This is a genomic window from Streptosporangium lutulentum (genome assembly GCF_030811455.1).
Taxonomy (GTDB): domain Bacteria; phylum Actinomycetota; class Actinomycetes; order Streptosporangiales; family Streptosporangiaceae; genus Streptosporangium; species Streptosporangium lutulentum.
Map to the genome: position 1 here is coordinate 5,043,294 of NZ_JAUSQU010000001.1, position 18,335 is coordinate 5,061,628.

Annotated in this window: 20 protein-coding genes; 8 read left to right on the plus strand and 12 right to left on the minus strand. The window is 69.8% G+C overall.

Translation table 11 applies throughout. The annotated features are described in order from the left end of the window. Positions 1 to 13 precede the first annotated feature (13 nt). The 3 genes from J2853_RS22545 to J2853_RS22555 all read left to right on the plus strand — a co-directional run bounded on the left by J2853_RS22545 (position 14) and on the right by J2853_RS22555 (position 1,931). On the plus strand, positions 14 to 412 hold the full coding sequence (locus J2853_RS22545) for a PPOX class F420-dependent oxidoreductase (protein WP_307561033.1): 399 nt from the start codon (positions 14 to 16) through the stop codon (positions 410 to 412). A gap of 137 nt (positions 413 to 549) precedes the next feature. Then, positions 550 to 1,371: a patatin-like phospholipase family protein gene (locus tag J2853_RS22550; RefSeq protein WP_307561035.1), complete on the plus strand. Its 822-nt coding sequence runs from the start codon at positions 550 to 552 to the stop codon at positions 1,369 to 1,371. Then, a complete protein-coding gene (locus tag J2853_RS22555; protein ID WP_307568774.1) occupies positions 1,368 to 1,931 on the plus strand; it encodes a P-loop nucleotide/nucleoside kinase family protein in 564 nt (187 codons plus the stop codon). Before J2853_RS22550 ends, J2853_RS22555 begins: the two co-directional genes overlap by 4 nt. 62 nt (positions 1,932 to 1,993) lie before the next feature. On the opposite strand, the gene J2853_RS22560 is transcribed toward J2853_RS22555, so the two are convergent. Both J2853_RS22560 and J2853_RS22565 read right to left on the minus strand, forming a co-directional pair. Continuing rightward, the gene (locus tag J2853_RS22560) at positions 1,994 to 2,233 is read right to left on the minus strand and encodes an IclR family transcriptional regulator (RefSeq protein WP_307561037.1); all 240 of its coding nucleotides are present in this window, start codon (positions 2,231 to 2,233) and stop codon (positions 1,994 to 1,996) included. A gap of 146 nt (positions 2,234 to 2,379) precedes the next feature. Further along, complete coding sequence (locus J2853_RS22565; protein WP_307561038.1) at positions 2,380 to 2,601, minus strand: DUF6158 family protein; 222 nt, start codon at positions 2,599 to 2,601, stop codon at positions 2,380 to 2,382. A 145-nt stretch (positions 2,602 to 2,746) separates the two neighbouring features. Between J2853_RS22565 and J2853_RS22570 the strand changes: the two genes are divergently transcribed. The 3 genes from J2853_RS22570 (at position 2,747) to J2853_RS22580 (ending at position 6,965) form a co-directional block, all read left to right on the plus strand. Continuing rightward, positions 2,747 to 3,706, plus strand: a complete 960-nt coding sequence (locus J2853_RS22570) for a LysR family transcriptional regulator (RefSeq protein WP_307561040.1) — start codon at positions 2,747 to 2,749, stop codon at positions 3,704 to 3,706. A gap of 106 nt (positions 3,707 to 3,812) precedes the next feature. Further along, positions 3,813 to 5,327 carry a S1 family peptidase gene (locus J2853_RS22575; protein ID WP_307561042.1) on the plus strand — a complete coding sequence of 505 codons (1,515 nt, stop codon included), beginning with the start codon at positions 3,813 to 3,815 and terminating at the stop codon, positions 5,325 to 5,327. Positions 5,328 to 5,516: 189 nt separating this feature from the next. Further along, positions 5,517 to 6,965 (plus strand): hypothetical protein, encoded by a 1,449-nt coding sequence (locus J2853_RS22580; RefSeq protein WP_307561044.1) that lies wholly within the window; start codon positions 5,517 to 5,519, stop codon positions 6,963 to 6,965. Between the two features lie 62 nt (positions 6,966 to 7,027). On the opposite strand, the gene J2853_RS22585 is transcribed toward J2853_RS22580, so the two are convergent. The 7 genes from J2853_RS22585 to J2853_RS22615 form a co-directional block, all read right to left on the minus strand. Beyond that, complete coding sequence (locus J2853_RS22585) at positions 7,028 to 7,747, minus strand: HAD family hydrolase (protein ID WP_307568775.1); 720 nt, start codon at positions 7,745 to 7,747, stop codon at positions 7,028 to 7,030. A gap of 218 nt (positions 7,748 to 7,965) precedes the next feature. Then, positions 7,966 to 8,793, minus strand: coding sequence for an alpha/beta fold hydrolase (locus J2853_RS22590; RefSeq protein WP_307561046.1), 828 nt, complete (start codon positions 8,791 to 8,793; stop codon positions 7,966 to 7,968). A 281-nt stretch (positions 8,794 to 9,074) separates the two neighbouring features. Further along, a complete protein-coding gene (locus tag J2853_RS22595; protein WP_307561048.1) occupies positions 9,075 to 9,944 on the minus strand; it encodes a sugar phosphate isomerase/epimerase family protein in 870 nt (289 codons plus the stop codon). Between the two features lie 149 nt (positions 9,945 to 10,093). Further along, entirely contained in the window at positions 10,094 to 11,305 is a 1,212-nt protein-coding gene (locus J2853_RS22600) for a substrate-binding domain-containing protein (protein WP_307561050.1), read from the minus strand. A 125-nt stretch (positions 11,306 to 11,430) separates the two neighbouring features. After that, positions 11,431 to 12,369, minus strand: coding sequence for an ABC transporter permease (locus J2853_RS22605; protein ID WP_307561052.1), 939 nt, complete (start codon positions 12,367 to 12,369; stop codon positions 11,431 to 11,433). Continuing rightward, a complete protein-coding gene (locus tag J2853_RS22610) occupies positions 12,366 to 13,367 on the minus strand; it encodes an ABC transporter permease (protein ID WP_307561053.1) in 1,002 nt (333 codons plus the stop codon). The genes J2853_RS22605 and J2853_RS22610 overlap by 4 nt, the downstream gene beginning before the upstream one ends. Continuing rightward, the gene (locus tag J2853_RS22615; RefSeq protein ID WP_307568777.1) at positions 13,364 to 14,797 is read right to left on the minus strand and encodes a sugar ABC transporter ATP-binding protein; all 1,434 of its coding nucleotides are present in this window, start codon (positions 14,795 to 14,797) and stop codon (positions 13,364 to 13,366) included. The genes J2853_RS22610 and J2853_RS22615 overlap by 4 nt, the downstream gene beginning before the upstream one ends. 349 nt (positions 14,798 to 15,146) lie before the next feature. On the opposite strand from J2853_RS22615, the gene J2853_RS22620 reads away from it, so the two are divergent. Further along, on the plus strand, positions 15,147 to 16,328 hold the full coding sequence (locus J2853_RS22620) for an ROK family transcriptional regulator (protein ID WP_307561055.1): 1,182 nt from the start codon (positions 15,147 to 15,149) through the stop codon (positions 16,326 to 16,328). A gap of 24 nt (positions 16,329 to 16,352) precedes the next feature. Here the strand turns inward: J2853_RS22620 and J2853_RS22625 are convergent, their stop codons facing one another. Then, positions 16,353 to 16,538 (minus strand): hypothetical protein, encoded by a 186-nt coding sequence (locus J2853_RS22625; protein WP_307561056.1) that lies wholly within the window; start codon positions 16,536 to 16,538, stop codon positions 16,353 to 16,355. A gap of 83 nt (positions 16,539 to 16,621) precedes the next feature. Here J2853_RS22625 and J2853_RS22630 point away from each other — a divergent pair, with 83 nt between their 5' ends. Continuing rightward, a complete protein-coding gene (locus J2853_RS22630) occupies positions 16,622 to 17,146 on the plus strand; it encodes a GNAT family N-acetyltransferase (protein ID WP_307561058.1) in 525 nt (174 codons plus the stop codon). A gap of 36 nt (positions 17,147 to 17,182) precedes the next feature. On the opposite strand, the gene J2853_RS22635 is transcribed toward J2853_RS22630, so the two are convergent. Next, positions 17,183 to 17,881 carry a nucleotidyl transferase AbiEii/AbiGii toxin family protein gene (locus J2853_RS22635; protein WP_307561059.1) on the minus strand — a complete coding sequence of 233 codons (699 nt, stop codon included), beginning with the start codon at positions 17,879 to 17,881 and terminating at the stop codon, positions 17,183 to 17,185. Then, positions 17,881 to 18,201 carry a hypothetical protein gene (locus J2853_RS22640; RefSeq protein ID WP_307561061.1) on the minus strand — a complete coding sequence of 107 codons (321 nt, stop codon included), beginning with the start codon at positions 18,199 to 18,201 and terminating at the stop codon, positions 17,881 to 17,883. Before J2853_RS22640 ends, J2853_RS22635 begins: the two co-directional genes overlap by 1 nt. Positions 18,202 to 18,335 lie beyond the last annotated feature (134 nt).

Below are 18,335 nucleotides of genomic sequence, written 5' to 3' on the forward strand. Positions count from 1 at the left end.
ACATCCTCGAATCATGACTTTCACGCAGGCAGAACTCGACTACCTCGCCACGCAGCACCTGGGCCGCCTGGCCACGACCGGCCCCGACGGGGTGCTCCAGAACAGTCCGACCGGTTTCCGCCACAATCCCGAGACCGGCACCATCGACATCTACGGGCGCGCGATGGGGACGACCAGGAAGTTCCACAACGTGCGGGCGAACGGCCAGGCGGCCTTCGTGGTGGACGACCTCGCCTCGGTCGACCCCTGGCGGGTCAGGGGTGTGGAGATACGCGGTGTGGCCGAGGCCGTCGAGGACCACGATCCGCCCTCGCCGTACATGAGCCACGAGATCATCCGCATCCACCCCAGGCGGATCATCTCGTGGGGCGTCGACCCGGCCCAGGCGGGCATGGAGGGTCGCGACGTCTGAACGCCGCGTATTGACCGGTCCGGTGACCGTCGGCTGCCGACCTGCCGGTGACCGCTCTCCGTCCTGTCGCCTGGCGACAGGCAATCGAGGGCCTTTCCCATTACGGTCTCAAGGGATGATCAGGTAAGAATAGGCACATGACGCGAACATTGGTGCTTGGTGGCGGGGGTATAGCGGGAATCGCCTGGGAGTCGGGGGTCATCACCGGCCTGCGCCGCGCGGGCGTGGATCTGGGAGAGGCCGACCTCGTGATCGGCACCTCGGCCGGATCGGTGGTCGGGGCGCTGCTGACCACCGGCGCCGACCTGGAGAGCTCGGTCGGCACCCAGGCCGAGACCCCGGCCGCGAAGGCCGCCCCGGTCGACATGGAGCCGGTGATGGCCGCCTTCGCCCTGCTCTACGACCCCTCACTCGAACCCCAGGAGGCCAGGCGCCGGGTGGGCGCGATGGCTCTGGCCGTGGAGGACACCGGAGCCAGGATCGAGACCGTCGGCAACCGGCTGCCCGTGAAGGAGTGGCCGGAGCGCCGCCTGATGATCACCGCCGTCGACGCCGAGACCGGCGAGTTCGTGGTCTGGGAGCGCGACTCCGGGGCGTCGCTGGTGTTGGCCGTCGCCTCCAGTTGCGCGGTCCCCTGCGTGTATCCGCCGGTGGAGATCAACGGGCGCCGTTACATGGACGGCGGGGTCCGTTCGGCGAGCAACATCGACCTGGCGGCGGGCAGCTCCACCGTGGTGATCCTGGAACCGCTGGCGAGCATGGGGCCGCGGCAGCGCTTCGAGGCCGAGGTCGCCGAGCTCGGCGACGCCACCGTCGCCCACGTGGGTCCCGACGAGGCGTCCATGGCCGTGTTCGGCACCAACGTCATGGACGGCGCGCTGTGGCGCCCGGCCTACGAGGCCGGTCTCGCGCAGGCCCCGGCCGTCGTGGAGATCGTGGCGAAGGCGTGGAAAGACTGACGGCCCCGCTGTGGGTGGTGAGCGGGCCGCCGGGCGCGGGGAAGTCGACCGTGGCGGCGGCGCTGCTCGCCCGGCTCGACCCGGTGCCCGCGCTGCTCGACAAGGACACCCTCTACTCCGGGTTCGTGGCGGCCACCCTCCGGGTTCACGGCCGCGAGCCCGGAGAGCGTGAGGGCCCCTGGTACGACGAGCACGTCAAGCGGCACGAGTACGAGGGGATGACGGCCGTGGCCCGGCAGATCCGCTCCCACGGCTGCCCGGTGATGCTCGAAGGACCGTTCACGAGCCAGGTGCACGACGCTCGGCGATGGGAGCGCTGGGTCGGGGAGCTGGGCGGACCGCCGGTCCGCCTGGTCTGGATCCGCTCGGACGGCCCCACTCTGCGTTCCCGGCTGGAGGCCAGAGGGCTCGCCAGGGACGCGGGGAAGCTCGCCCGGTTCGAGGACTACCTGCGGGCGATCAAGGTGGACGAACCGCCCGCCGTGCCGTACGCCGAGATCGACAACCGCCCCGGCGCCCCCTCCCTGGCGCTTCAGGTGGACAGCGCCCTTCGGGCGTAGGCACCGGGGTCGTTCAGGGGTCCTGCCGCGCCTGTCACGAGGCGCTCCGGTCCCCGAGCCGGTCAGTACTCCAGGCCCCACTGGTGGGGGCCGAGAGAATAGGCGCTCCCGGCCACCTTCAGCCAGCCCAGCTCGGTCAGCGTGTCCAGGCTGTGCCGTACGGCCTCCTCGGGCAGGGCGGTGGCGTGGATCACCTCGTCCACCGTCGCCGATCGCCCGTCCACCGCGAGACCGGCCACCGCCTCGTAGACGTGGCTGTCCGTGCCGGACAGCGCCTGGACGTCGGGGCGTTCCTCACGCATGGCCACACCTTTCGAACCTCTCGGATCTCCAGACCCCGTCGACTCGCCGGCTCTCCAAGCCTCCGGCCTCTCGGTCCCCCGGTTTCCGGCGTCCCGGACCTTCGGACTCCGCGACCCCCTCGCGGCCCCCGTGCTCCGCATACCCCCTAACGTCGCCGGGCGCCCTCCCGCAGCCGTTCGGGGTCGATGTTCCGTTCGGGGTTGCGGCGCAGATACTCCTGCTCCAGTTCCTCCGACCGCGTCGTGTGGTTGGCGAGTGCCTCATCGGAACCGTGCATGAGCGTCTCGGTCCGGGTCGCGTGCAGCTGCCGCAGCTCACGGAACAGATCGTCCTCTGACAGGTCCTTCGGATCAATTCCCATCGTCATAGGGACTCGCCTACCCCGTCACGGCTCGCCTTCACCTCCCAGATGGTTTGGCGACACTTTCCATTGGAACGATTCGACGAAAATCCGTCAGATTTCGTGACACATTTGCATTGCGGCCATAACGTTGCGGCCTTACGTTCCCGGTATGGACCTCGAGCTCCGACACCTCAAGATCGTCCGCGCGGTCGCCGATGCCGGGAGCGTCACCAAGGCGGCCACCAACCTAGGACTGGCCCAGCCTGCGCTGACAGCGCAACTCAAACGCATAGAGCGGGTGCTCGGAGGTGCTCTTTTCGAACGCGACCACAACGGCGCACGAGCCACCCCCCTCGGGGAGCTGGTGCTGTCCAGGGCGATGGTGCTGCTGCCCGCCGCCAGGGAGCTCCAGGAGGAGGCCGTCCGGTTCGCCAACGCGAGCGTGGACGTCACCAGATACCGGCTGGGCGCCACCAACGGCCCGATCCTGGGCGGGTTGGTGGACCGGCTCGCCACGGCGTGGCCGACGGCCCCGGTGACCACCCACACCTCCTGGTCGGCCAAGGAGCTCACCACGATGGTCATGCTGGGCCGGATCGATTTCGCGATCATCGGCGCCTGCGGTGAGAGCTCACCGCCGGTGGAGGGACCGGTGGCGTGGCTGACCGTGGGGACGGACCCGGTCTTCGTGCTGCTGAACGAGGATCACCCCCTGGCCGAGAAGAAGGAGGTCGCGCTCGCCGACCTGGCCGACGAGCAGTGGACGGTCACCCCCGGCGACAGCTGCTTCGGCGACTGCTTCGCCACTGCCTGTGCCCGCGCGGGCTTCACCCCCAAGACCATCTACGAGACCGATGTGGCCACCTGCATGCACCTGGCCCAGGTCGGTCGCGCCGTGGCCCTGTGCCAGGCGACCTTCCAGCCCGCCGAGGGCCTGGCGCTGGTGCCGCTCACCGGCGCCCCGCTGCGCTGGCGGCAGCTGCTCGGCTGGCATCCCGAGGCGTCCACCGCCGGGGTCGTCTCGACGATCTTCGAGCACGCGAAGGCCTCCCACACCGACGCGGTACGGCGGAGCAGGCGATATGCCGTCTGGCTGGCCGACAACCCCGGGTTCGGCACCTCTCCGTGACCTGACGATCTCTCCATAACGTGACGATAGGTGCCAGCTGGTAGATCCGTGCCTCATGTGAAGGCCGTTACGTTGACGGCACCCCCCCACATGAGGAGATCAACACATGCTCCGCAGAAGTGCCGTGACGGCGGGCTTCGCGCTCGCCCTCGCGCTGATGGCCACCCCCGCCATCGCCCAGACGGGACCCGGCGGCGAAACCGCCGCCCCGACCGCGTTCGCCCAGGCGCAGACCCAGGCGGCGGCCGCCGCACAGCCGTCGCCCGCCCTGATCGAAGGAATGAAGCGCGACCTCGGGATCACCGCCGAGCAGGCCACGACCCGTCTGATCAACGAGGCCGCCGCGGCCAAGGTCGGCCCCGCCATCCGCGAGCAGCTCGCCGCCGGCTTCGCCGGGGCCTGGGTGACCGGTCCCACCTCCACCTTCGTGGTCGCCACCAGCGACTCGACGAAGATCACCTCCATTCTCCGCGCCGGTGCCGAGGCCAGGCTCGTCAAGCACTCGCTGGCCACGCTCGACGCCGCCGTCGCGAAGCTCGACGCCGCCGTCGCCGACGCGCCGAAGTCGGTGCCCTCCTGGTACGTCGACCTCCAGAGCAACAGCGTCGTGGTGCTGGCGGCCGATCCCGCCGCCGCCGAGGCGTTCGTCGGCGCCAGCGGCGCCGACAGGTCCCTGATCCGCGTGGAGACCTCCGCCGAGCAGCCCCGGCCGTTCTACGACGTCCGCGGCGGCGACGCCTACTACATCGGCAGCGGCTCCCGCTGCTCGGTCGGCTTCTCGGTGACCCGCGGCACCCAGGGCGGCTTCGCCACCGCCGGCCACTGCGGCAACGCCGGGTCCACCACGAGGGGCTCCAACCAGGTCGCGCAGGGCACCTTCCAGGCCTCGTCCTTCCCCGGCAACGACTACGCCTGGGTCGCGGTCAACGCCAACTGGACCCCGACCGGCGTCGTGAACGGCTACAGCAACGGCATCGTCCAGGTCGGCGGTTCGGCCGACGCGGCCGTGGGTTCGTCGGTCTGCCGGGCCGGCTCGACCACCGGCTGGCACTGCGGCGCCATCCAGGCCCGCAACGCGAGCGTCACCTACCCCGAGGGCACCATCACCGGTCTGATCCGCACCAGCGTGTGCGCCGAGCCCGGCGACTCCGGCGGCTCCCTCGTCTCCGGCAGCCAGGCGCAGGGCGTCACCTCCGGCGGGTCGGGCAACTGCACCTCCGGCGGCACGACCTACTTCCAGCCGATCAACGAGATCCTGCAGGCCTACGGACTCACCCTGGTCACCGGCGGAACCACCCCGCCGCCCACCGGCGGGTGCACCGGCTACCAGAACACCTACACCGGCTCCCTGACCTCCAACCAGAGCACCTACGCGACGAGCAGCACCGGCTACAGCGCCGCCTCCGGCGTGCACCGCGTCTGCCTTGACGGTCCGACCGGTACCGACTTCGACATCTATCTGCAGAAGCTGAGCGGCTCCACCTGGACCAACGTGGCCAGCGGGACCAGCGCCGGCGCGGACGAGGCCTTCACCTACACCGGCACCGCGGGCACCTACCGTGTCCGGGTCCACGCCTACAGCGGCTCCGGCTCCTTCCGTCTGGGCCTGACCAGGCCGTAGGAACTCCCGGGGCCGACCAGGCCACGAGCGGCCCCGGGCCTGACCAGGCCATGAGCGCCCAGGGCCGGCCGTGAGCCGGGCGCCGCCGCCGCTCTCGTGAACCTCCCACGAGAGCGGCGGCGGCGCCGTCGTGTCCCCTCCACGAGGGCGGCGGCGCCGCCACGCCCCCGGGTCGAGAACAATGGACGAATGAGCGAGCTTCTGACGTTGAGCGAGGGCGCGGTGCTGACGCACCTCGTCACCCGGGCCGAGCTGGCGGACGGGGTGCTGCTGGCCGACGACGACCTGCGCCTGTGGGCGCGGCTGGCCGACGGCCCGGGAGTGCCACTGGCCGGGGGCGGCCTGGTCAGGACCTCGATCGACACGGGCGCGCCGGTCCTGACCGGACCCGAGGGCTGGCTCGCCGGGGTGGAGCCGGAGGACCTGATCGCGCTGCGCCTGCGCGACGGCGGCTTCGAACTGTCCGTCACGGAACTGGCCGACTTCCCCGCCGAGCGGACGATCAGGGTCGTCCAGGAGTTCGGGGAGCAGGCCCTGGACGGGTTGCGCGCCTTCGCCGAAGGACTGGAACCCAGCCCCGGTGTGCCGATCGACGTCGTGGTCCTGGAGTTGCTGATGAAGGCCCCCGAGACGTTCGCCGACCCGCTGCCGCCGCTGGCGCCGCTGCTCCGCAACGCCTCGATGGAGCTGCACGGCGGCCGGGTGGGCATCGTGGGCGCGCCGTGGGACCCCGCGTCGGTCGCGGACCTCACCTCGCTGGACATCATCAGGCTGACCCTGGTGCGCAGCGCGCTGCGCACCTACGACGAGGGCGGCGACCTGTCCAAGGCGATGACCTATCTGTCCCGTTCCGAGGTGGTCCTCGCGAGGATCGCCGAAGAGGTGGAGCGCGAACCGCTCAGCCCGGCGCTGATCGAGGCGCTCTCCCGCACCGAACCGGTCGCGCTGCTGCTGATCGCCAGGTCGGCCGAGGGCGAGGGCCGCTCGTTCGAGGCGGCGGGGCTCGTCTCGGAGGCGCTCTCCCTCGCTCCCGATCTCGCCCCGGCCCGGCAGGACGCGGCCGAGTACGCCGCCTGCCGTACCGACCCCGGCGCCCCGCTGCCCGAGCGGGCCGCGCACCTGTTCCGGCAGTTGCTCGTCTACCTCTACCGCCCGGCCCGCAGGCGCCTGATCGACGACCTGATCGCGCTGAGCGTCCGGGTGGCCGAGCCCGCCCTGGCCGACCTGGCCCTGTTCGAGAACGACGTGGTCGGCGAGTTCCTGGACGCTCGGGGCGACTGGCTGCGCGACGACGAGACGGAGCTGCTGGAGTCGTGGCGGCGGACGCCGCTGCGCCTGTGGGATGTCCTCGACGTCACCGGACAGGAGATCACCGTGCGCGACGACGGGGAACGGGTGACCCTGACCGACGAGCTGCTGTCCCAGCAGGCTCTGCCCGGCGACCTGATGCTGACCAGGCTGCTGGACGACGGGGCGGGCCCGCACGTGTTCGGCCACCCGTTCAAGGTGGACCCCGAGCGCCGGGAGGAGATGCTCGCCCTGCTCACCGACCCCGTCGACCCCTACGCGGTGGCCGCCTTCTTCAGACGCCCGCGCCGGACGGGGACGCCCCCCGAGCTCGGCGACGGCCCGGTCTGAGAGTTCACCGTCCCGCGCGCGGGCGATGGACGGCGAGCCGGTGGTGAGGTCCGCGCGCCGGGCTAGCCGACGCCGCCCGCGCGCAGGGCTTCGCCGAGCATGGGGGCGAAGCCGTCGGGCCGGTCCTGGACCGGCAGCGGATCGACGTAGAAGGTACGGATACCCACGGCTTCCGCGCCTCCGTCGGCCCGGCGGTTGTCGCCGACCATGAGGGTGTGGCGTGGGTGAACGGCCAGCCGCGCGCAGGCCGTGGTGAACAGCACGGGGTCGGGTTTGCAACGCCCCTCCTCATAGGAGAGCAGGACGTCGTCGAAATACCCGGCCAGGGCGTGGGCGGCCAGCACCGGCCGGGGGTCCCATCCGATGTTGCTGATCACAGCGGTGCGGATTCCCCGTTCGGCCAGGGTGGTCAAGGTGTGCAGCGTGTCGGGGTAGAGGGCCCATGCCTGTGGCTGGGTCGATCGTCGATGGAGAGCATCGGCCAGTTCGGGCCACGGCCACCCGGCATACATGATCAATCCGGTGTAGGCCGCCCGGTGGGCCTCGGGGTCCAGATCTCGTCGGTCCCAGACGGCACGAAGCCGATCCGGGATGTGCCCGGGAGCGTGCCCACCGGGCAGACCCCCCGCACCCTCCAGACGGAGCGCCCAGGATCGGATCTCTTCTTCGGAAAGGCCGACGCCCGCCTCTGTCAGCACGGCGGCCACCCAGCGTTCGGCGGACTCGGCCCGCATCAACGTCCCGGAAAAATCAAACAACACCGCGTGCACCGGCTCTGACATGAGCACGGACCCTATCGTCACCAGCCGGCGGACACTCCGGCGACGCTCGCAGACACGAGCAGCCACTCCGCTGACCACATTCTCTCCGCGACGTCATCCTGGACGGTGGCCCCGCTCCCCTGCGTGACGCCCCTCGCTTGAGGCTCGTCATGGCCTGGCTGATCTCCATGTGGGTGTCATCCCGGTCGACACGGGACTTTCAGATGTGCTGCCGTCAGCTAGCTGTCGAGGAATCCCTCGACTGCCTCGGCGAAGGTTTTCGGAGCGGTGACCCAGGGGTAGTGAGCCCCGGGCAGCACGATGCTGGTCCCGCGTGGGAAGATCCCGGCCAGCTCGGCCGCGTGCGCGGGCAACGGTCCTGGATCCCGCTCTCCCGCGATCACCAAGACCGGTGTGGTGACCTTCGCCAGGCTCGCCCGGGTCTTCTCGGCGGCGGGCATGCCGGCGTGGAAGCGCTTCGCCGCCTCGACCGAGCGTTCGGCAAACCGTGTGGCGTGCGCTTCGGCGGTCTCGTTCCAAGGACTGTAGAAGAACGGCTGCGCCCTCAGGCGCCGGCTCTCATCGCCCGCGTCCCACGCCTTGAGGTCTGGCAGTCTGCTCTCGTACCAGCTCTCATCGGCTCGGCGCTCGATCTGGGCGCACCACTGCTCATCGGTTATCTCGATCCCCACCGGGTCCACGCTCGGTGTGACCAGCACCAGGTGCCCTATCCGTTCGGGATACCGGGCCGCGTACAGCAGCGCCAGCCCTCCGGCCGCCGAATGCCCGAGCAGGTCCATCCGCTCGAACCCCAGACGCACCCGCAGCGCCTCGACATCCGCGACCATGCGGTCCATCGCATACGTGTCCGGATCACGTGGCGCCGCGGATTCGCCGGTTCCTCGATTGTCCAGCAGGAAGAGCCGACGCCGAGCCGCCAGACCGCCGAGATCTCCCAAGTATCGTGAGGACCGCCCCGGCCCGCCCGGCAAGCAGACCAGCGCCGGCCCTTCTCCCCGCTCATGACAGACGAGCACGGTCCCGTCATACGAAGTGAAACTGACCATTCCTCTATCCCCTCGTCCTCGCGTCGCAGCCCCCAAGAGCCGTCACGCCACGATCTCGACCTCCAGCCCAGAGCCAACCGGAGAACCGCCCGCGCGCCTCGCCACTATCGCGCATCGACTCGTAAGCGACACCTCCCATGCCCACCGGAATCCTTCAGATCACGGACCGTGCCTGACACGCCGGAAAATCAACCGGCGGATCAACACCACCGGCCCCGACGTCCGGCAGGAGGGTGATCTCCAACACGAGATCACCCTCCTGCCGGACGTTCTGGCAACGGTCACTCGGCGGGGGTGGTGGCCGGGAGGTCGCGGAGGCCGCGGAGGAAGGCCAGGCCGTCGGTGGCCAGAAGGTCCTGGCTGGCGGCGAGCGGGCGCCAGATCGAGGCGGCGGTGGCGATCGAACGGTTGTGCGCGGTGAAGGACTCGATGCAGAGCGGCCCCCGGTAGTCCACCGCTCGCAACGCCCCGACGAGGGCCGGCCAGTCCAGATGGTCGGCTCCCGGTGCGCCCCGGTCGTTGGCGCAGACCTGCACGTGCGCGACCAGTTCCCCGGCCCGCCGTACGGCCGCCGCCGGATCCCGCTCCTCGATGTTCATGTGGTAGACGTCCAGCGCGAGGCCGACGCCCGGGATCCCGCCGACCGCCTCGACGGCCTGCTCCACCGTGTTGATCAGACTGGTCTCGTACCGGTTGAGGGGCTCGACGGCGACCGTCACCCCGCGCTCCGCCGCGTACTCCCCGACCGGGGTCAGGTTCTTGCGCAGCTCGGCGTAGCAGGCCCGCCGTTCCTCGTCCGACATCCGCCAGGTCCGCCCGACCGACGCGTAGGCCGGCCCCCCGATGACCGGACTCCCCACCGCCACGGCGGCGTCCACGCATCGCCGCAGGTACTCCTGGGTCGATCTGACCGTCTCCGCGTCGGCCGCGACGAGCTCCCTGCCCGGCGGCATGACCAGCACCACCGACGCCTTCAGGCCGAGCTCCTCCAGGAGGCCGGCCGCCCACCGGGGATCCCAGTCGTCGACCCGCTCCACCGGCAGCTCGATCACGTCGAACCCCCAGGCGGCCACCCTCGGCGCCAGCCGTACGAGATCCTCGCCCGTCAGCGGCGAGACCCACACCCACGTGTTGACTCCGACGGAGAACACCGGCAACCCCTTTCCTCGTGAACACGCACCCGTTCCACGGCCGAGCGGCCTTCCCACCACGACCTCGTCGTCCCGGCCACCCGGCGGAACGGGCGGCCGGGGAGGGGCGGTGCCCGGCGCCGGGCACCGCCCCTCACCCACCGGGCGGATCAGCCTTCCTTACCGCCCCACTTGGCGGGGAAGTCGGGCATGTCCTCGCACCCGCAGAGCGCGTAGTGGAGCGGCGGCATGTTGGGCTGCAGGTAGGTGTCCAGACTCTCGGCAGTGATCTTGGGCTGGGGAAGCTTCCAGGTCTTGGGCACCTCCTCACCCTTGAGGATCTTCAGGGCGGCGATGATCGGGGTGCGCCACTGGTAGGTGGGGTAGGTCGGCGCGATGGCCGTGAGCCCGCCGTCCTTCCACTTCTGCAGGAAGTCCTGCTGGTCCTCGCCGACCATCGCCGGCACCGGCTGGCCGGCGTCCTCGAAGGCCTCGATCGCGGCCACGGCGGTCGCGCCCGCGTCCATCCAGACGCCGTCGATCTTGCCGTGACGCTGGATGTAGTCACTCACGATGCTCTTGGTCTTCGCGGCGTCGCCGTCGGTGAACTCCACCCCGACCACGTCGAGCTGGCTCTTGTCGAAGGACACCTTGGCCGCCGACCAGCGGGTCTCCAGGACGTCGACACCCGGCAGGATCCGCAGCGCGAGGATCTTCCCGCCCGCGGGCACCTTCTCCACCAGGAACTCGGCGCCGTCGGCGCCGAAGGCGTAGCCGCCGATCGGGTTGATGAACGTCACCGGGCAGTCGGTCTCCACCCCGCGGTCGAAGACGATCACCGGCAGCTCGGGGCAGGCACCGGTGACCGCGGGGGTCAGCGTCGCCGTCGTGTTGGGTGAGACGATCAGCGCGTCACAGTCCTGGCCGACCAGCTCGGCGATGTCGGAGATCTGCTTGTCGTCCTTGCCCTCCGCGTCGAGGGCGGTGAACTTGGTGATCTCCTTGTGCAGGGCCACCTCGGCCTGCATGGTGTTCCAGCCGACCTGCCGCCACGGGTTGTTGACGGCGGCATTGGAGAAGCAGAGGTGGTACGGCCCGTCCTTCTTGTACGTGGCGGTGTCGGTCATCTCTGGGGCGATGGCCTGTTCCCACGGTTTGTCCGCGGGCCCCTCGGCGGTCTGGCCGCGCATGGCGAGCTCGGCGTCGAAGTCCGCCTGGACGAAGAACTTCGACTGCTCGCCCGTTCCCGATGACGCGGCGGCCGAGGCCGACGTCGAGGCGCCCGGGGCGGCGCCGGTCGTCGGCGGCATGTCACTGGCACATCCGGCGGCCAGCAACAGCGCGGAGACTCCCGCGACGAGGGCCACGATAGACCTGTTCAATGTAGGTCTCCTTTTTTCAGGGGGTGTCTCTTGTTGAGAAGTGCCTCTGATGAGGGGCGCGTTCTGTTGAGAGGGTGCTGCGTCAGGTTTTCGAGGGGCGCGTCCCGGCGGGACGCGTCCTCTCGTCAGGCGCGTACCGCACGCCTGAACGGGAGCCGTACGGCTCCCGCCGCGACCGCGGCGATGATGATCACGCCTTGGACCGCGAATTCCAGGGGCCCCGAGATTCCGTGAAGATTGAGCAGGGTGAACAGCGCTTCGAGCGTGAGCGCCCCGGCCATGGCCGCGACCACCGAACCGCGACCGCCGCCCAGGGCCACCCCGCCGAGCACGACGGCCGTGATGGCCTGGAACTCCAGCCCCTGTCCGACCTGGGCGGAGACCCCGGCGAAGCCGCCGAGCAGGATGCCCGCGACGGCCGCGGCCAGGCCGGAGACGACAAAGGCGAGGATCCTGGTCCGGTTCACCCGGACGCCGGACAACCCCGCCGCCCGGTCGTTGTCGCCGGTGGCGATGAGCCGCTTGCCGAAGTCGGAGCGCATGAGCATGATCGCCGCCCCGCCCATGACCAGGAGGATGAGCACCGACCAGGGCACCGGGCCGAGGTCCCTGCGGCCGAACATCCTGAACGTCTCCGACAGCGCGCCGCGGGGGGCGCCGCCCGTCCATAGAAAGACCGCGCCGGACAATACGAGCATCATGCCGAGAGTGGTGATGAAGGACGGCACCCGGAGCCCGGTGGTGATCACCCCGTTGGCCAGCCCGACCAGCAACCCGATCACGATCAGCAGGGCCAGCACCCACCAGGTCGCGGTCTCGTTCCCGTCGATCAGCCGGGCGGCCACCACGACCTGCACCGTGACCAGCGATCCGACCGACAGGTCGAACTCCCCGGAGACGATCACGAAGTACTGGCCCGCCGCCAGGATGGCCAGCGGCGCGGCCCGCTTGACGAACGCGAGGAACCCGGCGGGCTCCAGGAAGAACGGGTTGGCCGCGGCGATCAGCACCAGCAGCACGGCCAGCACGAGGAAGATCGGCCCCATGGACCTGAGGGCTCTCATCGGGATCGCCTCCTGCTGGTACGGCGGGCGTAGACGGCCACGGCGGCGACGATGACCACTCCGCGCACCACGTCCTTGAAGAACGCGTTGACCTCAAGCTGGTTGAAGACGCTGTCGAGCACGGCCAGCAGCAACACGCCGCCGACCGTTCCTGCGATCCCGCCCTTGCCGCCGGCCAGGGCCGTTCCGCCGAGCACCACCGCGGCGATCGACTCCAGGTCGTAACCGCCGTCGGTGCCGACCGTGGGCGCCCCCGCGCCGAGCCTGCCGGCCAGCAGCAGTCCGGCGATCCCGGCGCAGATCGAGCACAGGACGTGCGTGGCGACGATGACCCTGCCGGTCCGCACCCCCGACAGCCGGGCGACCTCCTCGTCCCCGCCGACCGCGTAGATCCGGTATCCGAGCCTCGTACGGCGGAGCAGGAACCACGCCGCGACGGCGACGGCCGCCCAGAGCAGCGCCGAGACCGGAACCGGCCCGATCCTGTCGTAGCCGAGCCGCTGGAAGGATTCGGGGACGCTGCCCGACGGCCCGTCGTAGAGGTGGTCCACGACCCCTCTGATGATCAGTGCGACGCCGAGTGTCGCGATGAAGGCGTGCACGTGAAGCCGGGTGATGACCAGCCCGTTGACCAGGCCGATCAGCGCGCTCACCGCGATCACCGCCGCGACGGCCGGGAGGATCCCGCCGTCCTGCCCGGCCATGATCTCCGCCGCGACGAGCGACGTGAGACTGATCAGGTACGCCACCGACAGGTCCAGCGACCCGACCAGGATCGCCAGGGTCTGTCCCACCGCGACGATCCCCAGCGCGGCCGACCGTTGCTGGATGCCGACGACGGTCTCCAGGGTGAGGAAGTTCCCCCCGTCGACCGCGACCAGCACCCACCCGACGAGCAGGACACCGGCCAGGGCCAGGTAGATGATCTGTGTCGAGCCGGCCATCGTCACCCGGAAGGGGAAGCGGCGGGACACAGGGGTGATGTCGCGTTCGGTCACGGCGTCGCCTCGCCGGCGGCCAGGTGCATGACGGTCTCCTCTGAAGGGCCGGCGGGAAGTTCTCCGGCGATGCGTCCGTCGCGCATCACGATGATGCGATCGCTCATACCGATCAGTTCGGGGAGTTCGGACGAGATCATCACGATGGCCATGCCGTCCCCGGCCAGCCCGCGCATCAGGTCGTGGATCGCGGCCTTGGCCCCCACGTCGACCCCTCGTGTGGGCTCGTCGAAGATCAGGATCTTGGGCGCCACGGTGATCCATTTGGCCAGCACGACCTTCTGCTGGTTGCCGCCGGACAGGTAGCGGACCTCCTGCTCGGGCCGGGGCGGCTGGAGCCGTACCGACTCGAGGAGTTCCCGGATGTCGGTCCTGCCGCCTCTCCGCACCGAGCGGGAGACCAGCAGGGCGTTGTCCCGCACCGACTGCCGCAGGGCGAGTCCCTCGGCCTTGCGGTCCTCGTTCACCAGCCCGATCCCGGCGGCCACGGCCTGCCGTACCGACCTGGGCCGCAGCGGGCTCATCGTGCCGCGTGTGAACGGCTCCGCGCCGAACAGCGCCTTGGCCAGCTCGGTACGGCCCGACCCCTGCAGCCCGGCCACCCCGAGGATCTCCCCCTCGCGCACCTGGAGGTCGATCCCGTCGAGTACGGCGTTGCCGCCGCCCCGGACGCTGAGCCGTACCTCACCGGTCTCGGTGCCGCGAGGCGGGAAGTAGGTGCCGAGGTCGCGGCCGACCATCAGCCTGACCAGCTCGTCGGAGGTGATCTCAGTGGTGTTCGCGGTCCTGACCAGCGCGCCGTCCTTCAGCACGGTCACCCGCGCGGACAGGTCGAACACCTCGCGCAGCCGGTGGGAGATGTAGAGGACGGCGATCCCCCGCTCCCGCAGCCGGGCGACCAGCCGGTAGAGCAGTTCCACCTCGTGTTCGGCCAGCGCCGCCGTGGGCTCGTCCATCACGATGATCCGGGCGTCCAGGGAGAGCGCCTTGAGGATCTCCACGACCTGCTGCTGGGCGATGGACAGGTGCCGGACCAGGTCGTGGGAGACGAAGGAGGTCTCTCCGAGCTCCTTCAGCAGCCGGGTGGTGGCGGTCTCCATCGCGGTGCGGTCGACCAGCCCCCGCCGGACGGGCTCCCGTCCGAGGAAGACGTTCTCCGCGACGCTGCGCTCGGGCAGCAGGTTGAACTCCTGGTAGATGATCGCGACCCCGGCGCGCTGGGCCTCGACGGGGTGGGCGAAGGAGACGGGAACGCCGTCGATCTCGACGGTGCCCTCGTCGGGCGCGTGGACCCCGGCGAGGATCTTCATCAGGGTGGACTTGCCCGCGCCGTTCTCACCCACGACGGCGTGCACCTCACCGGCTTCGACCTCCAGATTCACCCCGCTCAGCACGCGCACCCCGAGAAAGCTCTTGGCGATGTCGCGCATCCTGAGAATCACGACGCGCTCATTTCCCGGAAAAACGCCGCGGCGGCCCTCCGCCGGGCCGGCGTCGGACGGCCGGGCGATCGATCATGCTTACCCCTGCCCACCTGCGCCGATTCCCCGTCGAGGCCGCCCGTGGAGAGCCTGTGAACCGTGCCCGCACATTCGGTTCCCGCAACACACGATCGCAATGGATTCGCCGGTAACCGTCCAATTTCCTCCATATTTCGGGATGCTAAAGGCGGCTTATGGCGATGGTCAAGCAAAAGTAAGTCACCATTAGGCATAATGAGGCTGTCGATAGGCGTAAGTCGCTTTGACGTGGTGGAAACGAGGAGTGTTGACTGTGCGCATGCTGAGTGAAGCGAACGGTTCAATCGCCGGCGCGGGGGCGCTTCTTAAGATCCTGCGCGACGGTCAGGCCCGCACCAGGGCCGAATTGGTGCAACTGACCGGGCTGGCGAGATCCACCCTGGCCCAGCGTCTCGACGCGCTGCTGAGCCAGCAGTGGATCATTCCGACCGAGGAGGCCATCTCGTCGGGTGGCCGTCCCGCCATCGCCTTCACCTTCAACCGCGCCGCCCGCGTCGTCCTCGCCGCCGACCTCGGCGCCACCCACGCCCGGGTCGCCATCACCGACCTGGGCACCGAGGTCCTCGCGGAACGCGCGGCCGAGATATCGATAGACCGTGGCCCCGAGGAGACGCTCGCCTGGCTCCAGCGCACCTTCGAGGAGATGCTCGCCGAGACCGGCCACGACCTGGACGAGGTCTGCGGCATCGGCGTCGGGCTGCCGGGCCCGGTCGAGCACAGCTCGGGACGGCCGGTCAATCCGCCGATAATGCCCGGCTGGGATGGTTTCCCCGTCCCCGAGTGGCTCGGCTCGCGCCTGGGCGCGCCCGTCCTCGTCGACAACGACGTGAACATCATGGCCCTGGGCGAGCACTGGGCCGCCCGCCCGGAGGCGGATCACCTGATCTTCGTCAAGATCGGCACCGGTATCGGCTGCGGCATCATCAGCGACCGCCGCCTGCATCGGGGCGCCCAGGGCGCGGCCGGGGACATCGGCCACATCCGGGTGGCCTCGGCTCTCGACACCGTCTGCCGCTGCGGCAACGTCGGCTGCCTGGAGGCCGTCGCGAGCGGCTCCGCCATGGCCGCCCGCCTGTGCGCCGGCGGCGTGGACGCCTCCGACAGCCGCGACGTGGTCCGCCTCGTACGCGGCGGCAACACCCAGGCGGTCCAGCTCATCCGGCAGGCGGGTCGCGAGGTCGGCGATGTCCTGGCCTCGATCGTGAACTTCTTCAACCCCTCGGTGATCGTGCTCGGCGGCGACATCGCCGAGGCCGGGGAGCAACTGCTCGCCGGTCTCCGCGAGGTCATCTACAGCCGATCGCTCCCCCTCGCCACCCAGCATCTGACGATCACCGCCAGCGAGCTGGGCGATCGCGCGGGTGTGATCGGCGCCGCCGTCATGGTCATCGAACACGTCCTGGCCCCCGGCAGCGTCGACCGGTCGGTCATCTCCGTCTGAGCCACCCTCGACACCCCCGGCCGGTCAGTCCGCGTCCGGCCCGCTCCCAGCGTCACCGGCCGGCCGGTCACCCACGTCCGACCCGCCCTCCACCTCACCGCCCGGCCGGTCGTCCACGTCCGGCCCGCTCTCCGCGTCCGCCCCGTCTCTCCCGGACAAGGCCGGGAGAGGCCAGACGATTCTGAAGTACGGCTTCTCTTCAACGGCCACTGAATCCTCCTCGACGAACCCGGTGCCAGTCGAACACAAACCGATCGCCAGGCGATTGCCAATCGTGGAACACTCGTTTGACCATGCATGCCGAACCGATCACGACTCCCCGGCTCACGCTCATACCGCTGGCGGTGGAGCACGCCGCCGAGATGGCCGAGGTGCTCGGCGACCCGGCCCTCCACGCCTTCATCGGCGGCTCCCCGGCGACCCCGCCGGAGCTCCGCGCCCGCTACACCCGCATGGTCGCCGGGCCTCCGCCGGGCCGTGACGAGGTATGGCTCAACTGGGTGATCCGCCTGCGCGGGGCCGCGCCGGAGGGCTCGGACGGATCCCACCCCCTGACCGGTTACGTCCAGGCCACCGTGACCCCCGACCAGGCCGCCATCGCCTGGGTGGTGGGAACCCCCTGGCAGGGTCGGGGCATCGCCGGCGAGGCGGCGCTCGCGCTCGTCGCCTGGCTCAGGGACCACGGCACGGACACCGTCGTCGCCACCATCCATCCCGACCACGCCGTCTCGTCGGCCGTGGCTCGCCGTGCCGGTCTCGTCCCGACCGACACCCGGGTGGACGGCGAGGTCCTCTGGACATCCCCACGGGCCGGGTGACCTCAGTACTTGCGTAATGAAGTGAGAAATTCCGCCTCAGCTGCCTGATGTGGAACCAAGGCCCTCGCCGGATTGATCCTTGTCATCGTCGAGGCGGCTTTGGATCAATGCTGTACGCCAATCGGCGAAATGGGACCGGAGCGCGCCCACCTGAGCCTCGGTCAGACCGTAGGCGACCAACTCACTGTCGGGATAAAGATCCAGAGCGGAGAGCATCTGGGCAAAGACTTCCCTGTCGAATCCGAGATCGCGGGACGCCGCGAGGGCGAGCAGCCGATCTCGGGAGAAGCGGCCGGTGACCAGCAGGGCATCCACGTCGATGAAATCGCGAGCCTCTGCACGGGTGAACAGTGCTTCGACCTTGCCTCCGGCAACGTCGTGGAGATGCACGACCGGTCCGATCTCCATGATGACCGGCGGATGTGAACGGAGATCGGCGGCCAGCTCCACCTTGGTGACTTGACCCGTCGCGGTGTCAGAGACGCTGAGCCGTACGAATTGCGGGCTGTCCACGTCGACACGGACGGTCAAGCCATGTTCAGCGTATGCGGTGCGGACCTTCGCGACCCCGTCGGCGAAGTCGTCGCGGGCGCTGGAGGTGAACAGGTCGATGTCCTCGCTGGGGCGCTGAAGCACGCCATGGGCCTGTACGGCATAACCGCCTGCCAGAGCGAACCCGTGATCAGCCGCTGCGGACAGGGCTATACGTGCGAGACGGTGATGGTATTCGTCCATTAGGCGGCTTGATGGCGGAGTTCGGGGAAACGATCGACCCACAGTGCGCGGACAGGTGGCGGTAGCACCAACTCGGGCCAGAGCCTGCGCAGCATCGCGGCGTTGAGAAACTGCCGTAGATCGGCGGGAGTGGCGCTTTCCCTGATCACCCGCATGTACAGCAGTCGCGCATCGGCGATCTGATCCAGGTGGTAACTGCGCTTCGGACCCCAGTCCAGATGCCTGGGCAACGTGATGACGCCGCCAACCGGCCCAATGAGCTCCTCCAGCGTCTCGGGCACGACATATGGGCGGAGCATTCCGTATCCCCTGGCACTCATGGTTTCAGTGTGACCGATGCGGCCATGATCATGCTTGTTCCCCTCATGGGAAGTTCTCAAGCTGTACGCGACGCTCTGACCTGTGGGTCCGGCCAGAACGATAAAAGCATCGGCTTTTCCGGAGTTCCCGCTCC